The organism is Burkholderia sp. BCC0506, from assembly GCF_902833145.1.
In the GTDB taxonomy this organism is placed as follows: domain Bacteria; phylum Pseudomonadota; class Gammaproteobacteria; order Burkholderiales; family Burkholderiaceae; genus Burkholderia.
Window position 1 is genome coordinate 132,097 of record NZ_CADFEN010000006.1, and the last position, 15,619, is coordinate 147,715.

Here is a 15,619-nt window from a genome sequence, read left to right on the forward strand (position 1 = left end):
CAAATGCGGTGGGCGTTCAGTCGACGCGGTTCAGGCTCGCGAAATCCGCGCCGCGCGCGACGAGATCGACGAGCAGCGGCGACGGCTTCCAGAACAGCGGGTCTTCCTTCGCGAATGCGCGGATGTCGGCGAGCACGTTCGCGAGGCCGACCGTGTCCGCGTAGTGCATCGGGCCGCCGCGATAGCGCGGGAAGCCGTAGCCGTGCAGGAACACCGCATCGACGTCGAGCGGGCGCAGCGCGATCTGCTCGTGCACGACGTTCGCGCCTTCGTTGATCATCGCGGCGAGGTAGCGGCGCAGGATCTCGTCGTCGGTGAATGTGCGCGGCGCGACGCCCTTCTTCGCGCGTTCCGCCGCGACGATCGCGTCGACTTCCGGGTCGGGCGTGCCGATGCGCGCGCCGTCCGGATACAGGTAGTAGCCGCGGCCGGTCTTCTGGCCGAACCAGCCGCGCTCGCACAGCCGGTCCGAAATCTCGACGTAGCGCGCGTTCGGATCGCGCGTGGCCGCGCGGCGCTTGCGGGTCGCCCAGCCGATGTCGCCGCCCGCGAGGTCGACCACCTGGAACGGGCCCATCGGGAAACCGAACTCGCGCACCGCGCGATCGATCTGGTACGGCGACGCGCCGTCTTCCATCAGGTAGTCGGCCGCAGTGCGATAGACGGCGAGGATCCGGTTGCCGATGAAGCCGTCGCACACGCCCGCGCGCACCGGCGTCTTCTTCAGTTGCTTCGCGAGCGCGAACGCGGTCGCGACGACGTCCGCGCTCACGCGCTTCGGCACGACGATCTCCAGCAGCTTCATCACGTTGGCCGGCGAGAAGAAATGCAGGCCGATCACGTCGGCCGGCCGGTCGATGCTCGCGGCGATTTCGTCGATGTCGAGATACGACGTGTTGGTCGCGAGCACCGCGCCCGGCTTGCACACGCGGGCGAGTTCGGCGAATACGGCCTGCTTGACGGCCATGTCCTCGAATACGGCCTCGATCACGACGTCGGCCTGCGCGAGTGCGTCGTACGACGTGCTGCCCTTGAAGCGAGCCAGGCGCGCCGCGTGCGCGGCCGGCGTCATCCGGCCCTTCGCGACGAGGCCGTCGTACACCTTCTCGACGTGCGCGCGGCCGCGCGCGAGCGACGCGTCGTCGCGCTCGATCATCGTCACCGGCAGCCCGGCGTCGAGCGCCGCGACCGCGATGCCCGCGCCCATCGTGCCGCCGCCGACCACGCCGATCCGCTCGACCGGCCGCGCGCTCGCGCGCCGCGCCTCGGGCGCCTTCGCCGCTTCGCGTTCCGCGAAGAACGCGTGCACGAGGCCCGCGCGCTGCGGGCTGTCGACGCACTGCAGGAACAGGCTGCGTTCGAGCTTCATCCCCGCGTCGAACGGCTGCGTGAGCGCGGCCTCGACCGCGTCGACGATCTTCGCCGGCGAGAACAGGCCGCGCGACTTTTTCGGCAATTCCGCGCGCGCCGCGTCGATCGCGGCCTGCGCGGCCGCGCGGTCGGCCAGGCCCTGCGCGTCGCGCGTACGGCGCACGGGCGCGCCGAGCGACACGAGTTCCTGCGCGTACGCGAGCCCTTCGGCGAGCGTGTCGTCGCTGTGCGCGACGCGATCGACGAGGCCGAGCGCGAGCGCTTCCTCGGCGCTCGCATGGCGGCCCGTCAGCATCAGGTCGAGCGCGGCCTTCGCGCCGATCAGGCGCGGCGCGCGCTGCGTGCCGCCCGCGCCGGGCAGCAGGCCGAGCGTCACCTCCGGCAGCCCGAGCTTCGCGCCGGGCACCGCGAGCCGGTAATGCGCGGCCAGCGCGACCTCGAGGCCGCCGCCGAGCGTCGCGCCGTGCAGCGCGACCACGACCGGCTTCGCGCTCGACTCGATCCGCTCGCACACGTCGGGCAGCGACGGCGGCACCGGCGGCTTGCCGAATTCGCGGATGTCGGCGCCCGCGATGAAGTTGCGGCCGGCGCCGACGATCAGCACCGCGCGGATCGCGTCGTCGGCCTGCGCGGCATCGATCGCATCGGCGAGGCCGCGCCGCACGTCGGCGGACAGCGCGTTGACGGGCGGATGGTCGACCGTGACGACGAGCACCTTGTCGCGCCGTTCGCGCGTGACGGGGCCGGCGGCCGATGTTGCGGGGAAAGCGGTTGAATTCATCGTGTCTCCAGGTGCGGTGCGCCGGGCGGACGGGACCGCTCGCCCGGCGGGCGGCGCCGGTTCGCGAGCGTGGTCCCGCGCGGCGGGAAACGATCCGGCGTGGTCGCCGGGCATGACTGGATTCTCGATTGATCGAGATTCATTGACAATTCCCGAGGGCTTTTACAAGCTGTCAAGTCTGACTTGACATTGAATGCTTTCGGACCGTTTCGGACCGTTAAGCGGGACGGATCAGGAGACACCCCGGATGGACCTGAACGCGCTGACGCTGCTCGTCGAGATCCTCGACGCCGGCAATCTCAGCAAGGCTGCGCAGCGGCTCAAGATGAGCCGGGCGAACGTCAGCTACCGGCTGAACCAGCTTGAGCGCTCGATCGGCCAGCAGCTCGTGCGGCGTACGACGCGCCGCATCGAGCCGACCGAGATCGGGCTGAAGCTGTACGAGCACGGCCGGCGCATCCGCAACGAACTGCTCGCCGCGCAGGAATCGGTGACGACGCTCGGCCAGGACCTGCAGGGACGCGTGCGGCTGTCGGTGCCGAGCGGCTACGGGCAGATGGTGATGTCCGAATGGCTGCTCGCGTTCAAGCGGCTGCATCCGGGCATCGTGCTCGACGTCGTGTTCGAGAATCGCGTGGAGGACCTGATGCGCGACGAAGTCGACATCGCGATTCGCGTGATGTCCGAGCCGCCGCAGAACCTCGTCGCGCGCGACATGGGCGCGGTGCGCTACGTCGCGTGCGCGTCGCCAGCGTTCGCGGCCGCGCACGGGATGCCGGCGAGCCTCGGCGCGCTGGCCGCCGCGCCGGTCGTCACCGCGACGGTGCTGGGCCGGCAGCTTCGCATCGCCGCGTATCTCGGCGACGAACGCCACGAGGTGCTGCTCGAACCGACGCTGATTTCGGAGAACTTCCTGTTCCTGCGCCAGGCGATCCTCGCGGGGATCGGCGTCGGCATCGTGCCCGACTACGTGATGCAGGACGACCTGCGGCGCGGCGCCGTCGTCACGTCGCTCGACGCGTACCGGCTCAGCATCTTCGGCACGCACATGTACATGCTGTACATGCCGAACCGCCACCACACGCGCGCGACGTCGACGTTCATAGAGTTCATCCTCGAACAGGCCGGAAAGACCGGCCGGGGCGGGCCGGGCGGGATACGTCAGGGTTTCCTGTCGGATGACAAGCCGCCGGGCGCGCGGCGACAATAGCGCGCCGGAGCGGGCAGCGCCGCTGCGCCCGCGCCGACCTCAACGTCGATATCAACGCCGCCGTCTCCCGCGAATTCACTGCTGCCGAGGGTTCAATGTTCGACCGGATTCGTCCGCATTCGCGTCCCTGGACGCTGCTCGCCGCCGTCGCGCTCATCGCGTTCAACGCCGGCTGCACGTCCCCGTCCGCGCCGTCGGGCGCCGTCGTCGCGGTCGCCGCCGCATCGGGCGCGGCCGTCCCGCTGCCGGGCGTTCACGCGCCCGAGCTGTCGTCCGGCTGGACGGACAAGCCGGGCTGGACCTCGCAGCACTTCATGATCGCGGCCGCGAACCCGCTTGCCGCGCAGGCCGGGTACGAGATGCTGAAGGCCGGCGGCACCGCGATCGACGCGGCGATCGCGACGCAGATGGTGCTCGCGCTCGTCGAGCCGCAGTCGTCGGGCATCGGCGGCGGCGCGTTCATGCTGTACTTCGACGGCAACGCGACGCAGGCATACGACGGCCGCGAAACGGCGCCGGCCGCCGCGACCGACCGGCTGTTCTACGGGCCGACCGGCCAGCCGATGAGCTTCTACGAGGGCGTCGTCGGCGGGCGCTCGGTCGGCACGCCGGGCGTGCTGCGCATGCTCGACGCCGCGCATCGCGCGCACGGCCGGCTGCCGTGGCGCCGGTTGTTCCAGCCGGCCATCCGGCTCGCCGAGCGCGGCTTCACGATCAGCCCGCGCCTGGCGATGCTGATCGCGAACGACAAGTACCTGAAGAACGACCCGGCCGCCCGCGCGTACTTCTACAACGCGGACGGCACGCCGAAGGCCGCCGGCACGGTGCTGAAGAACCCGGCGCTCGCGACCGTGCTGCGCCAGGTCGCCGAGCGCGGCGCGAATGCGTTCTACACCGGCGCGATCGCGCGCGACATCGTCACGAAGGTGCGCAGGCACCCGACCAACCCGGGGCTGCTGTCGCTGCAGGATCTCGCCCGCTACAAGGCGAAGGTGCGCGCGCCGCTGTGCGCCGACTACCGGCGCTCGATCGTGTGCGGGATGCCGCCGCCGTCGTCGGGCGGCCTCGCGATCGCGCAGATGCTCGGCATTCTCGAAGCGATGCCCGACTGGCAGCAGATCGGCGCGCAGAAGCCGGTGCGCAACGAGGTCGGCTACGAGCCGACGCCGTTCGCCGCGCACCTGTTCAGCGAAGCCGGGCGCCTCGCGTATGCGGACCGCGCCCGCTACGCGGCCGATCCCGATTTCGTGCCGCTGCCCGGCGGCAACTGGGCGAGCCTCACCGACAAGACCTATCTCGCGCAGCGCGCGCGGCTGATCGGCGACACCAGCATGGGCGTCGCCCAGGCCGGCACGCCGCAGGGCGCGACGCTCGCGATGGCCGACGACCGCAGCCCCGAACTGCCGTCGACCTCCGACATCGCGATCGTCGACCGCTATGGCCAGGCGCTGTCGATGACGACCAGCATCGAGGATGCGTTCGGTTCGCGGCTGATGGTGCGCGGCTTCATGCTGAACAACCAGCTCACCGATTTCTCGTTCGTATCGAACGACAACGGCCGCCCGGTCGCGAACCGCGTGCAGCCGGGCAAGCGCCCGCGCTCGGCGATGTCGCCGGAACTCGTGTTCGACAAGAAGACGAAGCAGGTCACGATGATCGTCGGCTCGGCCGGCGGCCCCGCGATCATCAATCACGTCGCGAAGACGCTGGTGGGCGTGCTCGACTGGGGCATGACGATGCAGCAGGCGATCGCGCTGCCGAACTTCGGGTCGATGAACGGGCCGACGCAGTTGGAACGCGGCCGCGTGTCGGACGCGCTCGTCGACGGGTTGAAGGGGCGCGGGCACGACCTGCAGGTCGTCGAGATGAACTCCGGGTTGCAAGGGATCCAGCGGCTGAACGTGCAGGGGCAGACGGTGTGGTTCGGCGGCGCGGATCCGCGCCGCGAAGGCGTGGCGATGGGGGATTGAGCGCGGCCGGCGGGCACGGGTAGCGCGTACGCGTGGCCCGTGACGCCGGCGTCACGTCACCCCCGCCCCTTCCACGGCACCACCCGCCGCTCGATCCAGCGCATCGCGAGATCGAACAGCCACGCGATCGCGCCGATGATCAGGATGCCCATCACGACGATGTCGGTGCGCAGGAAGCTCGATGCATTGAGCACCATCTGCCCGAGCCCGGCCGTCGCGGCGACCATCTCGGCCGCGACGAGCGTCGTCCAGCCGAACCCGATCGCGATCCGCAGCCCGGTGAGGATCTCCGGCAGCGCGGCCGGCAGCACGACATGCCGCACGATCTGCGCGAAGCTGCCACCGAGCGAATACGCGGCGTTGATCTGCTCGACGGTTGCCGCACGCACGCCGGCGCGCGCGGCCATCGCGATTGGTGCGAAGCACGCGAGGAAGATCACGACGAGCTTCGCCGTCTCGTCGATGCCGAACCAGATCACGACGAGCGGCAGGTACGCGAGCGGCGGCAGCGGTCGATAGAACTCCAGCAGCGGATCGAGCACGCCGCGTGCGATGCGGCTCACGCCCATCAGGATGCCGGCCGGCACGCCGATCGCGGTGGCGAACGCAAACGCGCCGAACACGCGCGCGGCGCTCCACAACAGATGCTCGGACAGCGGCAGGCCGCCCTGGATACGGCCGTGCCATGCGTCGACGAAGGCCGTCCACACCGCTTCGGGCGCGGGCAGGAACAGCGGCGGCAGCCACTGAAAATGCGTCGCGACCCACCACAGCACGGCAAGCGACGCGATCGTCGCGACGCTCAGCCCGGCCGTCTTTCCCTGCCCCGGCAACCGGTAACGGCGCGCCGCCGCCCCAGGCGGCGTGCGATCGTCCTGTTCGAAACCGGCGGCCGCGCGATCGGCCGTCCACGAATCCTGTGTACTCATGCTGTCCTGCCTGTGCAAAGTGCTGTTCCGGCCGCGCCCGACGGCCACGCCGTGCCGCGCGAGTTCGCTCGTCACGCGGGCTCCGCGACCGCTTCGTCGCGATGCAGGTACGCGATCAGCCGCTCGCGCCACGCGATGAAATCCGGCGACGACTTCACTGCCCGCGCATCGCGCGATTCGACGTAGCGGCGCGCGAACGGCAGCTCGAAGGTGTCCGCGATGCGACCGGGGCCCGGCGTCATCACGACGAGACGCGTCGCGAGGAACAACGCCTCCTCGACATCGTGCGTGATGAAGAACACCGTCTTGCCGGTGCGCGCCCACACGTCGAGCACGAGCGCCTGCATCGTGCCGCGCGTCATCGCGTCGAGCGCGCCCATCGGCTCGTCCATCAGCAGCACGCGCGGGTCGCTCGCGAGCGCACGCGCGATGCCGACGCGCTGCTGCATCCCGCCGGAGAGTTCATACACGCGCGCATGCGCATGGCGCTCGAGACCGACGAGCGCGAGCATCTCGCGCGCCCGTGCTTCGCGCTCGGCTTTCGACACGCGCGCGAAGCGCAGCCCGAGCGCGACGTTGTCGAGCACGTCGAGCCACGGCAGCAGCGCATATTTCTGGAACACGACGCCGCGATCGGCGCCAGGGCCCGCGACCGGCACGCCGTCGACGCGCACGTCGCCCGTCGTCGGCGCGACGAAGCCGGCCATGCAGTTCAGCAGTGTCGTCTTGCCGCACCCGGACGCACCGAGCGCGACGACGAATTCACCGGACTCGATGCGCAGGTCGACGCGCGCGAGCGCCTGCGTCGTCGGCCTGCCGCGCTCGCCCGGATAGGCGACCGATACCTGACGGACTTCCAGCGTGCTCATGACCGAAGGGCTCCGCGACGAGTGGGCTGAGTGGCCACGCTCAGCGCGCGGCCTTCTGCACGAACTGCGGATCGACGCCGGCCGAATAGTCGGCGAGCACCGTCTGGATCGTGCCTTGCGTTTTCAGGAACGCGGCGGTGGCCGCGAGCGACTTCGCGGCGCCCGATTGCGCGCCGCCGCCGAGCCACGTCGGCGATGCCTGCTCGGCCGCCGTCGGGAACGCGTAGAGCGCGAGGCTGGCCGGCACGTCCTGCGCGTTCGCGCCCGACACCTTCGCGACCGCCGCGACCTGCGGCGAGCCGACCTTCCACGCCGCCGCATGCGCGCGGTAGTCGGCGTCTGCCGCCGCGAGCACCTTCACGAAGCGCGTGACGAACTCGGGGTTCTCGCGCGCGAACTTGCGGCTCACGACGAAGCCGTCGAAGGTCGCCTTGCCACTTTCTTTCGCAACCTGGCCGGACGTCGTCAGCACGGTGCCCGACTGCTTGACCTTCGCGAGCACCGGATCCCAGATATAGGTCGCGTCGATGTCGCCGCGCGTCCAGGCGGCCGCGACTTCGGGTGGGCGCAGGTTGACGATCTTCACGTCGTTCGGATTGACGCCCGCGGCCTGCAGCGCGACGAGCGTATGGAAGTGCGACGTCGACACGAACGGCACGCCGATCTTCTTGCCCTTCAGCGCGGCGATGCTGGTCACGCCCGAGCCGTTGCGCGCGACGAGCGCCTCGGCGTCGTTGATGTTGTCGAGCACCCAGAAGAGCGAAATGTCGAGCCCCTGCGACAGGCCGGCCGCGATCGGGCTCGACCCGGCTTCGCCGAGCTGCACGGAGCCCGACGCGAGCGCGCGGATCACGTCGGCGCCGCTGTCGAGCTTGCGGAACGTGACCTTGTAGCCGGTCGCCTTTTCGACTTCCCCGCTCGCCTGCGCGTAGCGCCACGGCACGACCATGTCCTGGTACGCGATCACGACCTCGCGCGATTCGGCGTGCGCCGCGCCGAGCGCGGCAAAGGCGGTCAGCGCGACGACGGCGCGGCGGATGAAGCTGAAACGGGGCATGCGGCTCTCCTTCGGAATGCGGGCATTGCTGCGGGAGAGCCGACTTTACGAGCTTTGCGCGCGGCGGGAGCGAACTTATCCTGCGAAGCTATCGATGCCGTTTCAGCTTTGCTTTCCATGCTTTATTGAATGCGATGGTCGATTGAGCGTCGATTAATATGTGGAGATATGGACTGCAAGCTCTCCTCCGAATCGACGATAGAAACAATCGCCGGAGCCTCAGCGGTGCTGTTGGACACGTGTGGATACCGAGGCCGTGCATCTTCATCTATCACGTCAACTAACCGCGGTTGACGCCCCCTCTCATACGAGGGCAACGAGGAAGAACGCGATGACTCGCGAGACAGGCCAGACCAGAACGTAAATTCTGGGACCTTTAACATAAAACTCGAGCTCGATTTAAGATTTTCTGGAAAATTCCTAGCTTCCAGATCGAATGTCTCGATTAGATCGCCAATCCAGTTCAAATATCACCTGACGCGTACCGCCATCTTGCCAGGTAATATTTCGTACAAATCCCATATCAATTCAACGAAGTAAACGTTAGTTTTCCATATCAAACGAATAATCGTTTGACACTCGATCCGACAAAAATCACACACAAAGTTGCGCACAGCGCAACATTGCGAGGAATCATGGAAAACGCAATTCCGATGCACTCACCCAGCCCATCTTCCAATACAGATGACCTACCTTTTCGCTTCCCAACGGAACTCGCCAAATACCGAAACGATAGCATCACGTTCAATCTCCCGAATTATCAAATAAGCACCAAAGATCAATAACTCCGCCAAACGAGACCTTCAGCCCAAAAAAAATTTCATGAAACTCAAATACAGTTTATCGCAAATGAGGGACGTTTGGATCGACGCCTACATGAACGGCGACATCGACCAGCTTAATTTTGTGGAAAGCAGTCATTTCTTCATAAAACGAGGAAATAGGATACTGACGAAATCCCAGCAAATATCCTATATACAACGACATCTTTCCGAGAAAACTTGGCGAAATTTCGGCCTGCGTGTTCACGACGAAATTACAGAAATCACGCAAAAACAACAATGGGCGTCGTTTTCCGGCACGGGCTCGATGCGACGTGACGGAAGAATACTTACTGCGTTTGATTTTCTGGAGCTATGGTTAATCTTCGACGATCGGTGGCAAATAGCAGCGCTTTGCTATGACGAAAAGGATCGAGAAGGCCGAACAACAACAGATCAACCGAATCGCGCATAGCAATGCGTCGACGCTTCCTGCAATCGTCTACCTATGCCCCTGATAAACATGAATGATTCATTGATGAGCTCGCCCCAATTTTCTGGTGCTCGACGCAGCGCCGATGTTATTCAGCGCTTGCGCAAACATCCTGCCGAAATCTGGCATCGCGGTGTGCGGGTCACCGACGTTATCATCGATCCGGCATTCAAAAACGGGGTGGCAACCTTGGCCGGGCTCTACGATTACCAATGGGACGCTGAGGAAATCCTGCTTGAGACGGGCCCCAGAGGTACGACGGTCAATCGCTCGTTCGGCATTCCCCGCGCCGCGTCAGACCTTGTTTCGCTCGGCAACGCTCTTCAGCATAGCGCCCAATACAGCATGGGGATGCTCGGGCGCGAACCCGCGTATCTGAATCGCGCGATATCCTCTTTCTCAGGAAGCGCGGCATTGTTCGGTGCCTCCGATCGAGCATATGGCGTAAATGCGATCCGGTACCATGATTTCATTCGCGAAAACGACCTGTCGCTGACCCACACGGTGCTCAATCCACGCCCGGACCGCCTGGTCGGTCCAGCATTCCAGGTTGATGCGGCGGTTGCCACTCACGTGTGCGAGGAACGAGATGACGGCATCGTGATACGCGGCGCACGTCTGCTGGCGACTCTGCCATTCGCCGACGAGATCGCGCTCTTTCCCGCGCGCTTGATGGATCATTCTGACCAGTCAAAGTCATATGCATTTGGCTGCGCACTCCCGACTGCGACGCCCGGCCTGCGCTTCGTCTGCCGCGACTCGGTCGATTACGGATTCGGCGCTGCGGATCACCCGCTTAGCGCCCGATTCGAGGAAATGGACGCGGTCGCGATCTTCGACAATGTGTTTGTTCCGTGGGAACGCGTCTTTTGCTATCGAGATATCGACATTTGCAATATGGCCTACATGGCCACCGGTGCGACCGCGCACATGGCTTATCAAGTAGTTTGCAAGAATATCGTCAAGACCGAGTTTCTCCTCGGTCTTGTCTCCCTGATGATCGAAGGATCGGGATTTGAAAGATTTCAGCACGTTCATGAAAAAATGGCCGAAGTCTGGGTCAACCTTGAAACTTTGAAGGCCTTCAGGTATGCGGCCGAAGCCGGTGCCCATAATAACGCTTTCGGGATGCTCGTTCCGGCTTGGGATCCGCTTGACGCTGCTAGAAATCTGTATCCTCGCCTCTATCCCAGAATGGTCGAGATCATTCAGCAACTGGGAGCCAGCGGTCTCGTGTCGATGCCGTCCACGATATCTCTCAATGGACCGCTTGCCGCGGACATCAGACGCTATTACGAGGCAGCCCGCATGGATGCCTACGATCGGATCGCACTATACCGGTTAGCGTGGGACACAGCGATCTCGGCATTTGGCGGGCGCCAAATCCTATATGAGCGCTTCTTCTTCGGTGACCCTGCCCAGATGGCGTCGCGCCTGTTTAGAGAAAAGGACTGCTCCGAGGCAATGAACCGGGTCAAAGCATTTCTGGCGCGTTCGTGAAAAGCATCCCAATTTCTCGCACCTGATTATTTAATGCCTGGACCGCCAGAAATAGCTGTTCTCGGGACATTGAAACAAAAACCGAATAAAAAACCCGCGTCGCGGGTTTTTTATTCATTGAGCGTCAGCGAGCGCTCAGACCACCCCGGCCCCATGCGCCTGCAGATCGGCGTGATAGCTCGAACGCACCATCGCACCGACGGCCGCGTGCGTGAAGCCCATCTTGTACGCCTCTTCCTCGTACATCTTGAAGGTATCCGGATGCACGTACGCGCGCACCGGCAGGTGGTGCTCGGACGGCTGCAGGTACTGGCCGATCGTCAGCATGTCGACGTCGTGCGCGCGCAGGTCGCGCATCACCTGCAGGATTTCCTCTTCGGTTTCGCCCAGGCCGACCATCAGGCCCGACTTCGTCGCGACGTCCGGATGCAGCGCCTTGAAGTCCTTCAAGAGCTTCAGCGAGTGCGCGTAATCCGAACCCGGGCGCGCTTCCTTGTACAGGCGCGGCACCGTTTCGAGGTTGTGGTTCATCACGTCGGGCGGTGCCGCGTTCAGGATCGAGATCGCGCGGTCGAGACGGCCGCGGAAGTCCGGCGTCAGAATCTCGATGCGCGTGTCCGGCGACTGCTCGCGCACTTCGCGGATGCACTCGACGAAGTGGGCGGCACCGCCGTCGCGCAGGTCGTCGCGGTCGACGCTCGTGATCACCACGTACTTGAGCTTGAGCGCGGCGATCGTGCGCGCGAGGTTCTTCGGTTCATCCGCGTCGAGCGGATCGGGACGGCCGTGGCCGACGTCGCAGAACGGGCAGCGGCGCGTGCACTTGTCGCCCATGATCATGAACGTCGCGGTGCCCTTGCCGAAGCATTCGCCGATGTTCGGGCAGCTCGCTTCCTCGCACACCGTGTGCAGGTTGTGCTCGCGCAGGATCGTCTTGATCTCGTTGAAACGCGAGCTGCCGGTGGCCGCCTTCACGCGAATCCACTCGGGCTTCTTCAGCTTTTCGATCGGAATGACCTTGATCGGAATGCGTGCCGTCTTCGCCTGCGCCTTCTGCTTGGCGGTCGGATCGTAGGCAGGGGTCGCGGCCGTATCGGCCGGTGCGGGAGAAGCGGTAACGTCAGTCATTCGATTGTTCCAGTGCGTGCGGCGTGTCGGCGGCCGCGGGTGCGCCGTCGAGGTTGGCGATCAGACGGCGCACCAGCGTGTGGGCGACGTCGTTCCAGTCGGCGGCAACCTCGAGGCTCGCCATGTCGACGGTTTCCAGTCCGGCATAGCCGCACGGGTTGATCGCAAGAAAGGGGCGCAGATCCATCTTCACGTTCAGGCTCAGCCCGTGATAGCTGCAGCCGTTACGGATCTTCAGGCCGAGGGCCGCGATTTTCGCGCCCTCGTGCAGGCCGGATGCCACGTAGATCCCCGGCGCGCCCGCCTTGCGGACCGAAGCGAGATTATACGCCGCGAGGGTCTCGATCACGGCCTCCTCGATCTTCGTCACGAGCGTGCGCACCATCAGCTTGCGCCGGCGCAGGTCCAGCAGCAGGTAGACGACGATCTGGCCGGGGCCGTGGTAGGTGATTTGCCCGCCGCGGTCGACCTTCACGAGCGGCACGCCGCTGTCGGCCACCAGCAGGTGCGCCGGGTCGCCGGCCTGGCCGAGCGTGTAGACGGGCGGATGCTCGACCACCCAGATCTCGTCGCCGGTGTCGGCCGTACGCGTGTCGGTGAACGCGCGCATCGCGTCGAAGCTCGCCTCGTACGCCTCGCGGCCCCGCCACCGCACGGTGACCGGCTGATCCGGGGCTCCGGCGGGCGATGCGGAAACGGCGACAGGCGTGGACACGATGGAAACCGGCGAAACGGACATGGGCGGTAGTTTACCGAAAACCCGTGGGTCTCGCCGGCCTGGGCAGAGGGACGGATCGCCGGTATCCGTCGGATGAAACGAGGGTCAGACGGTACGCCAGCCGTCGTGGAACAGCGCGCTCACGCGTTCGCGCAGCCGGGTCAGCCCGCCGAGCGCCACCTCCTTCGGCGGCCGCGACACCGAGAACGCGACGCACGCGCCCTCGCGGCTTTCCGCGCTCAGCCACAGCCGCTCGCCGCGACGCAGCTTGAGCGTCTCGCCGTCGACCAGGAAGTAGTCGTCGACGTCGTTGCTGCGCGTCGCCCAGACCGGCCCGCACTGGACGGTCAGCCGCGTGCTGCGTTGCACCTTCATCGGCACGGTCTCGCCCGCGGGAATTTCAAACGTGATGCTTGAAGAAATTTCTTGCATGATCGACTCCGCCAAAAAAGTGCTTCGATGGCTACAATCGTAGTCATTCAAAGGCGTCCGACCAAACGACCAATTTTCACGTCGATGTGAGGAAAATTAGCAAATGGACCTCCGCCAGCTCCCGGCGCTGAACGCGATTCGCGCGTTCGAAGCCGCCGCCCGCCACGAGAACTTCTCGCGTGCCGCCGACGAGCTGTTCGTCACCCACGGCGCGGTCAGCCACCAGGTGCGCGCGCTCGAGGAAGAGCTCGGCGTGCAGCTGTTCACGCGCAACGGCAAGCGGCTGTGCCTGACCGACGCCGGCATGCGCTACGCGCAGCAGATCCGCACCGCGCTGATGGTGATCGCCGACGCGACGCGCGACGTGCGCGCGAGCGACCGCGACCGGCGGCTGGTGGTGTCGATGCTGTCGTCGTTCGCCGCGCGCTTCATCACGCCGCGCATCGGCACGTTCATCGAACGGCATCCGGAAATCGACGTCGAGCTGCAGTCGACCAACTCGCTCACCGATTTCGCACGCGACGACGTCGATCTCGCGATCCGCTTCGGCTTCGGCAACTATCCGGGGCTCCACGTGGAGCCGCTGATCGAGGAAGTGTTCTTTCCGGCGTGCGCGCCGACGCTGAACGGCGGCAAGCTGCCGCAAACGCCCGCCGATCTCGCGCACTACCCGCTGCTGCGCTCGGACGACGAGCTGTGGCGGCCGTGGTTCGACGCGGCCGGGCTCGATACGCTGACCGAGCCGAAACGGGGGATCCTTTACCAGGATTCGTCGAACCTGCTGCTGGCCGCGATCGAGGGCCAGGGCATCGCGCTGGTGCGCCGCTCGCTCGCGGTGCACGACCTGCTCGACGGGCGCATCGTGCGCCTGTTCGACATCGACGGGCCGAGCCCGTGGCACTATTTTTTCGTGTGCCCGCCGCCGCTGCTGAACACGCCGCGCGTACAGGCGTTCCGGACCTGGCTGTTCGAGGAAGTGGCCGAATACAAGCGGCTGTGCGACGAGCTGGATGCGCGGCGCGCGGCGGGCAAATGCCCGGCCGAGTGCGCGCTGGAGGGAGGATGGAAAGGGATCAGCGGCCGTTTGCGCTGATCCCCGGACCGCGGGAACGGGCCCTTAGAGCACGACCTTGACCATCGGATGGCCGGTCAGCGCGCGGTAGATGTTGTCGAGCTGTTCCTGGCTCGTCGCGCGCACGGTGATCGTGAGGCCCGTGTAATTGCCGCCGCTCGATGCGCGCTCCTCGATCTTCTCGACGTCGATCTCGTTGTCGTGAACCGCGACGACCTTGAAGATCGTGTCCTTGAATTCGGGATGCGCCTTGCCCATGATCTTGATCGGGAAGTCGCACGGGAATTCCAGCAGCGACTCCTTCCGGGCATCGATCGCGCCGGTGACCTCGATGGTTTTGGTCGGTTCGCTCATCACTTTCTCCGGGTTAGGTCAAACTGTTCAAACTCGCGTGCCTTCGCACGCTGGTACGCGTCGTACAACGCCGCGAACACGGGGCCCGGCTGGCCGCCCTGCACGGGCAGATCGTCGAGCGACGTAACAGGCAGGATTTCCTTCGTGGCCGACGTGATCATGATTTCGTCCGCGGCGCGCAGCTCGGCCTCGCTGATCTCGCGCGCGACGAACCGGATCCCGCATTCCTCGGCCAGTTGCTCGACCAGCGCATAGCGGATCCCTTCGAGGATCTTGTTGCTGCGCGGCGGCGCGATCAGTTCGCCGTTCTTCACGATCCACACGTTCGACGACGAGCCTTCGGTCACGTTGTCGTCGCGCAGCTGGATCGTCTCGAACGCGTCGCGTTCGGCCGCATGCTGCGCCATCAGGACGTTGCCGAGCAGCGAGATCGACTTGATGTCGCAATGCAGCCAGCGGCGATCCTCGGCCGTCACGCAGCGCACGCCCTTCGCGCGCTCCTCTGCCGACGGCAGGCGCAGCGGGCTCGTCATCGCGAACACCGTCGGCACCGCGTTCGCCGGGAACGCGTGGCCGCGCTTCGCGACGCCGCGCGTCACCTGCAGGTACACGAGCGCATTGCCGTCGCCGAGGCCTTCGGCATTCGCCGCGACCAGCCGCTCGATCAGCGCGCGCCAGCCCGCCGCATCGTGCGGGTTGTCGATGCCGATCTTCTTCAGGCTGCGCGCGAGCCGCTCCAGGTGCTGCTCGATCCGGAACGGCACGTGCGCGCCGTCGTGCGCATAAACGGGGACGACTTCATACACGCCGTCGCCGAAGATGAACCCGCGGTCGAGCACCGGCACGCGGGCTTCGGACAGCGGCACCAGTTCCTCCTGCGACGACACGCTGAGGTAGACGATCGGTTCGAATTCGGCTTGGCTCATGGCTATGAAAGATGGGGATGAAGTCGTGAAAACAAAGGCCCGTCGTGC

At 65.8% G+C, this 15,619-nt stretch carries 14 protein-coding genes; 5 read left to right on the forward strand and 9 right to left on the reverse strand.

Going from position 1 to position 15,619, the window contains the following annotated elements; genetic code table 11:
* Nucleotides 1-16: 16 nt before the first annotated feature.
* On the reverse strand, nucleotides 17-2,152 hold the full coding sequence (locus HWX62_RS15665) for a 3-hydroxyacyl-CoA dehydrogenase NAD-binding domain-containing protein (protein ID WP_175927904.1): 2,136 nt from the start codon (nucleotides 2,150-2,152) through the stop codon (nucleotides 17-19).
* Between the two features lie 247 nt (nucleotides 2,153-2,399).
* Between HWX62_RS15665 and HWX62_RS15670 the strand changes: the two genes are divergently transcribed.
* Nucleotides 2,400-3,362, forward strand: coding sequence for a LysR family transcriptional regulator (locus HWX62_RS15670; protein WP_175927905.1), 963 nt, complete (start codon nucleotides 2,400-2,402; stop codon nucleotides 3,360-3,362).
* Nucleotides 3,363-3,457: 95 nt separating this feature from the next.
* Nucleotides 3,458-5,332: a gamma-glutamyltransferase gene (gene ggt / locus HWX62_RS15675; protein WP_175927906.1), complete on the forward strand. Its 1,875-nt coding sequence runs from the start codon at nucleotides 3,458-3,460 to the stop codon at nucleotides 5,330-5,332.
* 56 nt (nucleotides 5,333-5,388) lie between these two features.
* Here ggt and HWX62_RS15680 read toward each other — a convergent pair whose 3' ends face one another.
* The 3 genes from HWX62_RS15680 to tauA all read right to left on the reverse strand — a co-directional run bounded on the left by HWX62_RS15680 (nucleotide 5,389) and on the right by tauA (nucleotide 8,187).
* Nucleotides 5,389-6,261 (reverse strand): ABC transporter permease subunit, encoded by an 873-nt coding sequence (locus HWX62_RS15680; RefSeq protein WP_244136046.1) that lies wholly within the window; start codon nucleotides 6,259-6,261, stop codon nucleotides 5,389-5,391.
* Nucleotides 6,262-6,332: 71 nt separating this feature from the next.
* Nucleotides 6,333-7,130, reverse strand: coding sequence for an ABC transporter ATP-binding protein (locus tag HWX62_RS15685; RefSeq protein WP_175927908.1), 798 nt, complete (start codon nucleotides 7,128-7,130; stop codon nucleotides 6,333-6,335).
* Nucleotides 7,131-7,170: 40 nt separating this feature from the next.
* The gene (tauA, locus tag HWX62_RS15690; protein ID WP_175927909.1) at nucleotides 7,171-8,187 is read right to left on the reverse strand and encodes a taurine ABC transporter substrate-binding protein; all 1,017 of its coding nucleotides are present in this window, start codon (nucleotides 8,185-8,187) and stop codon (nucleotides 7,171-7,173) included.
* Between the two features lie 822 nt (nucleotides 8,188-9,009).
* Here tauA and HWX62_RS15695 point away from each other — a divergent pair.
* Nucleotides 9,010-9,423: a hypothetical protein gene (locus HWX62_RS15695; protein ID WP_175927910.1), complete on the forward strand. Its 414-nt coding sequence runs from the start codon at nucleotides 9,010-9,012 to the stop codon at nucleotides 9,421-9,423.
* Nucleotides 9,424-9,486: 63 nt separating this feature from the next.
* A complete protein-coding gene (hpaB, locus tag HWX62_RS15700; protein WP_175927911.1) occupies nucleotides 9,487-10,941 on the forward strand; it encodes a 4-hydroxyphenylacetate 3-monooxygenase, oxygenase component in 1,455 nt (484 codons plus the stop codon).
* A gap of 135 nt (nucleotides 10,942-11,076) precedes the next feature.
* Here the strand turns inward: hpaB and lipA are convergent, their stop codons facing one another.
* The 3 genes from lipA to HWX62_RS15715 all read right to left on the reverse strand — a co-directional run bounded on the left by lipA (nucleotide 11,077) and on the right by HWX62_RS15715 (nucleotide 13,219).
* The gene (gene lipA, locus HWX62_RS15705) at nucleotides 11,077-12,069 is read right to left on the reverse strand and encodes a lipoyl synthase (RefSeq protein ID WP_006499067.1); all 993 of its coding nucleotides are present in this window, start codon (nucleotides 12,067-12,069) and stop codon (nucleotides 11,077-11,079) included.
* The gene (gene lipB / locus HWX62_RS15710; RefSeq protein ID WP_175927912.1) at nucleotides 12,062-12,808 is read right to left on the reverse strand and encodes a lipoyl(octanoyl) transferase LipB; all 747 of its coding nucleotides are present in this window, start codon (nucleotides 12,806-12,808) and stop codon (nucleotides 12,062-12,064) included. The genes lipA and lipB overlap by 8 nt, the downstream gene beginning before the upstream one ends.
* Before the next feature lie 84 nt (nucleotides 12,809-12,892).
* Nucleotides 12,893-13,219 carry a DUF2917 domain-containing protein gene (locus HWX62_RS15715; protein ID WP_175927913.1) on the reverse strand — a complete coding sequence of 109 codons (327 nt, stop codon included), beginning with the start codon at nucleotides 13,217-13,219 and terminating at the stop codon, nucleotides 12,893-12,895.
* Nucleotides 13,220-13,322: 103 nt separating this feature from the next.
* On the opposite strand from HWX62_RS15715, the gene HWX62_RS15720 reads away from it, so the two are divergent.
* Nucleotides 13,323-14,312: a transcriptional regulator GcvA gene (locus tag HWX62_RS15720; RefSeq protein WP_175927914.1), complete on the forward strand. Its 990-nt coding sequence runs from the start codon at nucleotides 13,323-13,325 to the stop codon at nucleotides 14,310-14,312.
* Between the two features lie 24 nt (nucleotides 14,313-14,336).
* Here HWX62_RS15720 and HWX62_RS15725 read toward each other — a convergent pair whose 3' ends face one another.
* Together HWX62_RS15725 and HWX62_RS15730 are read right to left on the reverse strand one after the other, a co-directional pair.
* Nucleotides 14,337-14,645, reverse strand: a complete 309-nt coding sequence (locus HWX62_RS15725; RefSeq protein WP_059451540.1) for a YbeD family protein — start codon at nucleotides 14,643-14,645, stop codon at nucleotides 14,337-14,339.
* A complete protein-coding gene (locus HWX62_RS15730; protein ID WP_175927915.1) occupies nucleotides 14,645-15,571 on the reverse strand; it encodes a D-amino acid aminotransferase in 927 nt (308 codons plus the stop codon). Before HWX62_RS15730 ends, HWX62_RS15725 begins: the two co-directional genes overlap by 1 nt.
* Nucleotides 15,572-15,619 lie beyond the last annotated feature (48 nt).

Bases quoted from the DNA above. Each gene is read 5' to 3' on its own strand.
- tauA (WP_175927909.1), bottom strand. From the start codon at position 8,187: ATGCCCCGTTTCAGCTTCATCCGCCGCGCCGTCGTCGCGCTGACCGCC.
- lipA (WP_006499067.1), bottom strand. From the start codon at position 12,069: ATGACTGACGTTACCGCTTCTCCCGCACCGGCCGATACGGCCGCGACC.
- HWX62_RS15715 (WP_175927913.1), bottom strand. From the start codon at position 13,219: ATGCAAGAAATTTCTTCAAGCATCACGTTTGAAATTCCCGCGGGCGAG.
- HWX62_RS15695 (WP_175927910.1), top strand. From the start codon at position 9,010: ATGAAACTCAAATACAGTTTATCGCAAATGAGGGACGTTTGGATCGAC.
- HWX62_RS15665 (WP_175927904.1), bottom strand. From the start codon at position 2,152: ATGAATTCAACCGCTTTCCCCGCAACATCGGCCGCCGGCCCCGTCACG.
- HWX62_RS15720 (WP_175927914.1), top strand. From the start codon at position 13,323: ATGGACCTCCGCCAGCTCCCGGCGCTGAACGCGATTCGCGCGTTCGAA.
- HWX62_RS15730 (WP_175927915.1), bottom strand. From the start codon at position 15,571: ATGAGCCAAGCCGAATTCGAACCGATCGTCTACCTCAGCGTGTCGTCG.
- HWX62_RS15725 (WP_059451540.1), bottom strand. From the start codon at position 14,645: ATGAGCGAACCGACCAAAACCATCGAGGTCACCGGCGCGATCGATGCC.
- HWX62_RS15680 (WP_244136046.1), bottom strand. From the start codon at position 6,261: ATGAGTACACAGGATTCGTGGACGGCCGATCGCGCGGCCGCCGGTTTC.
- HWX62_RS15685 (WP_175927908.1), bottom strand. From the start codon at position 7,130: ATGAGCACGCTGGAAGTCCGTCAGGTATCGGTCGCCTATCCGGGCGAG.
- hpaB (WP_175927911.1), top strand. From the start codon at position 9,487: ATGAGCTCGCCCCAATTTTCTGGTGCTCGACGCAGCGCCGATGTTATT.
- lipB (WP_175927912.1), bottom strand. From the start codon at position 12,808: ATGTCCGTTTCGCCGGTTTCCATCGTGTCCACGCCTGTCGCCGTTTCC.
- HWX62_RS15670 (WP_175927905.1), top strand. From the start codon at position 2,400: ATGGACCTGAACGCGCTGACGCTGCTCGTCGAGATCCTCGACGCCGGC.
- ggt (WP_175927906.1), top strand. From the start codon at position 3,458: ATGTTCGACCGGATTCGTCCGCATTCGCGTCCCTGGACGCTGCTCGCC.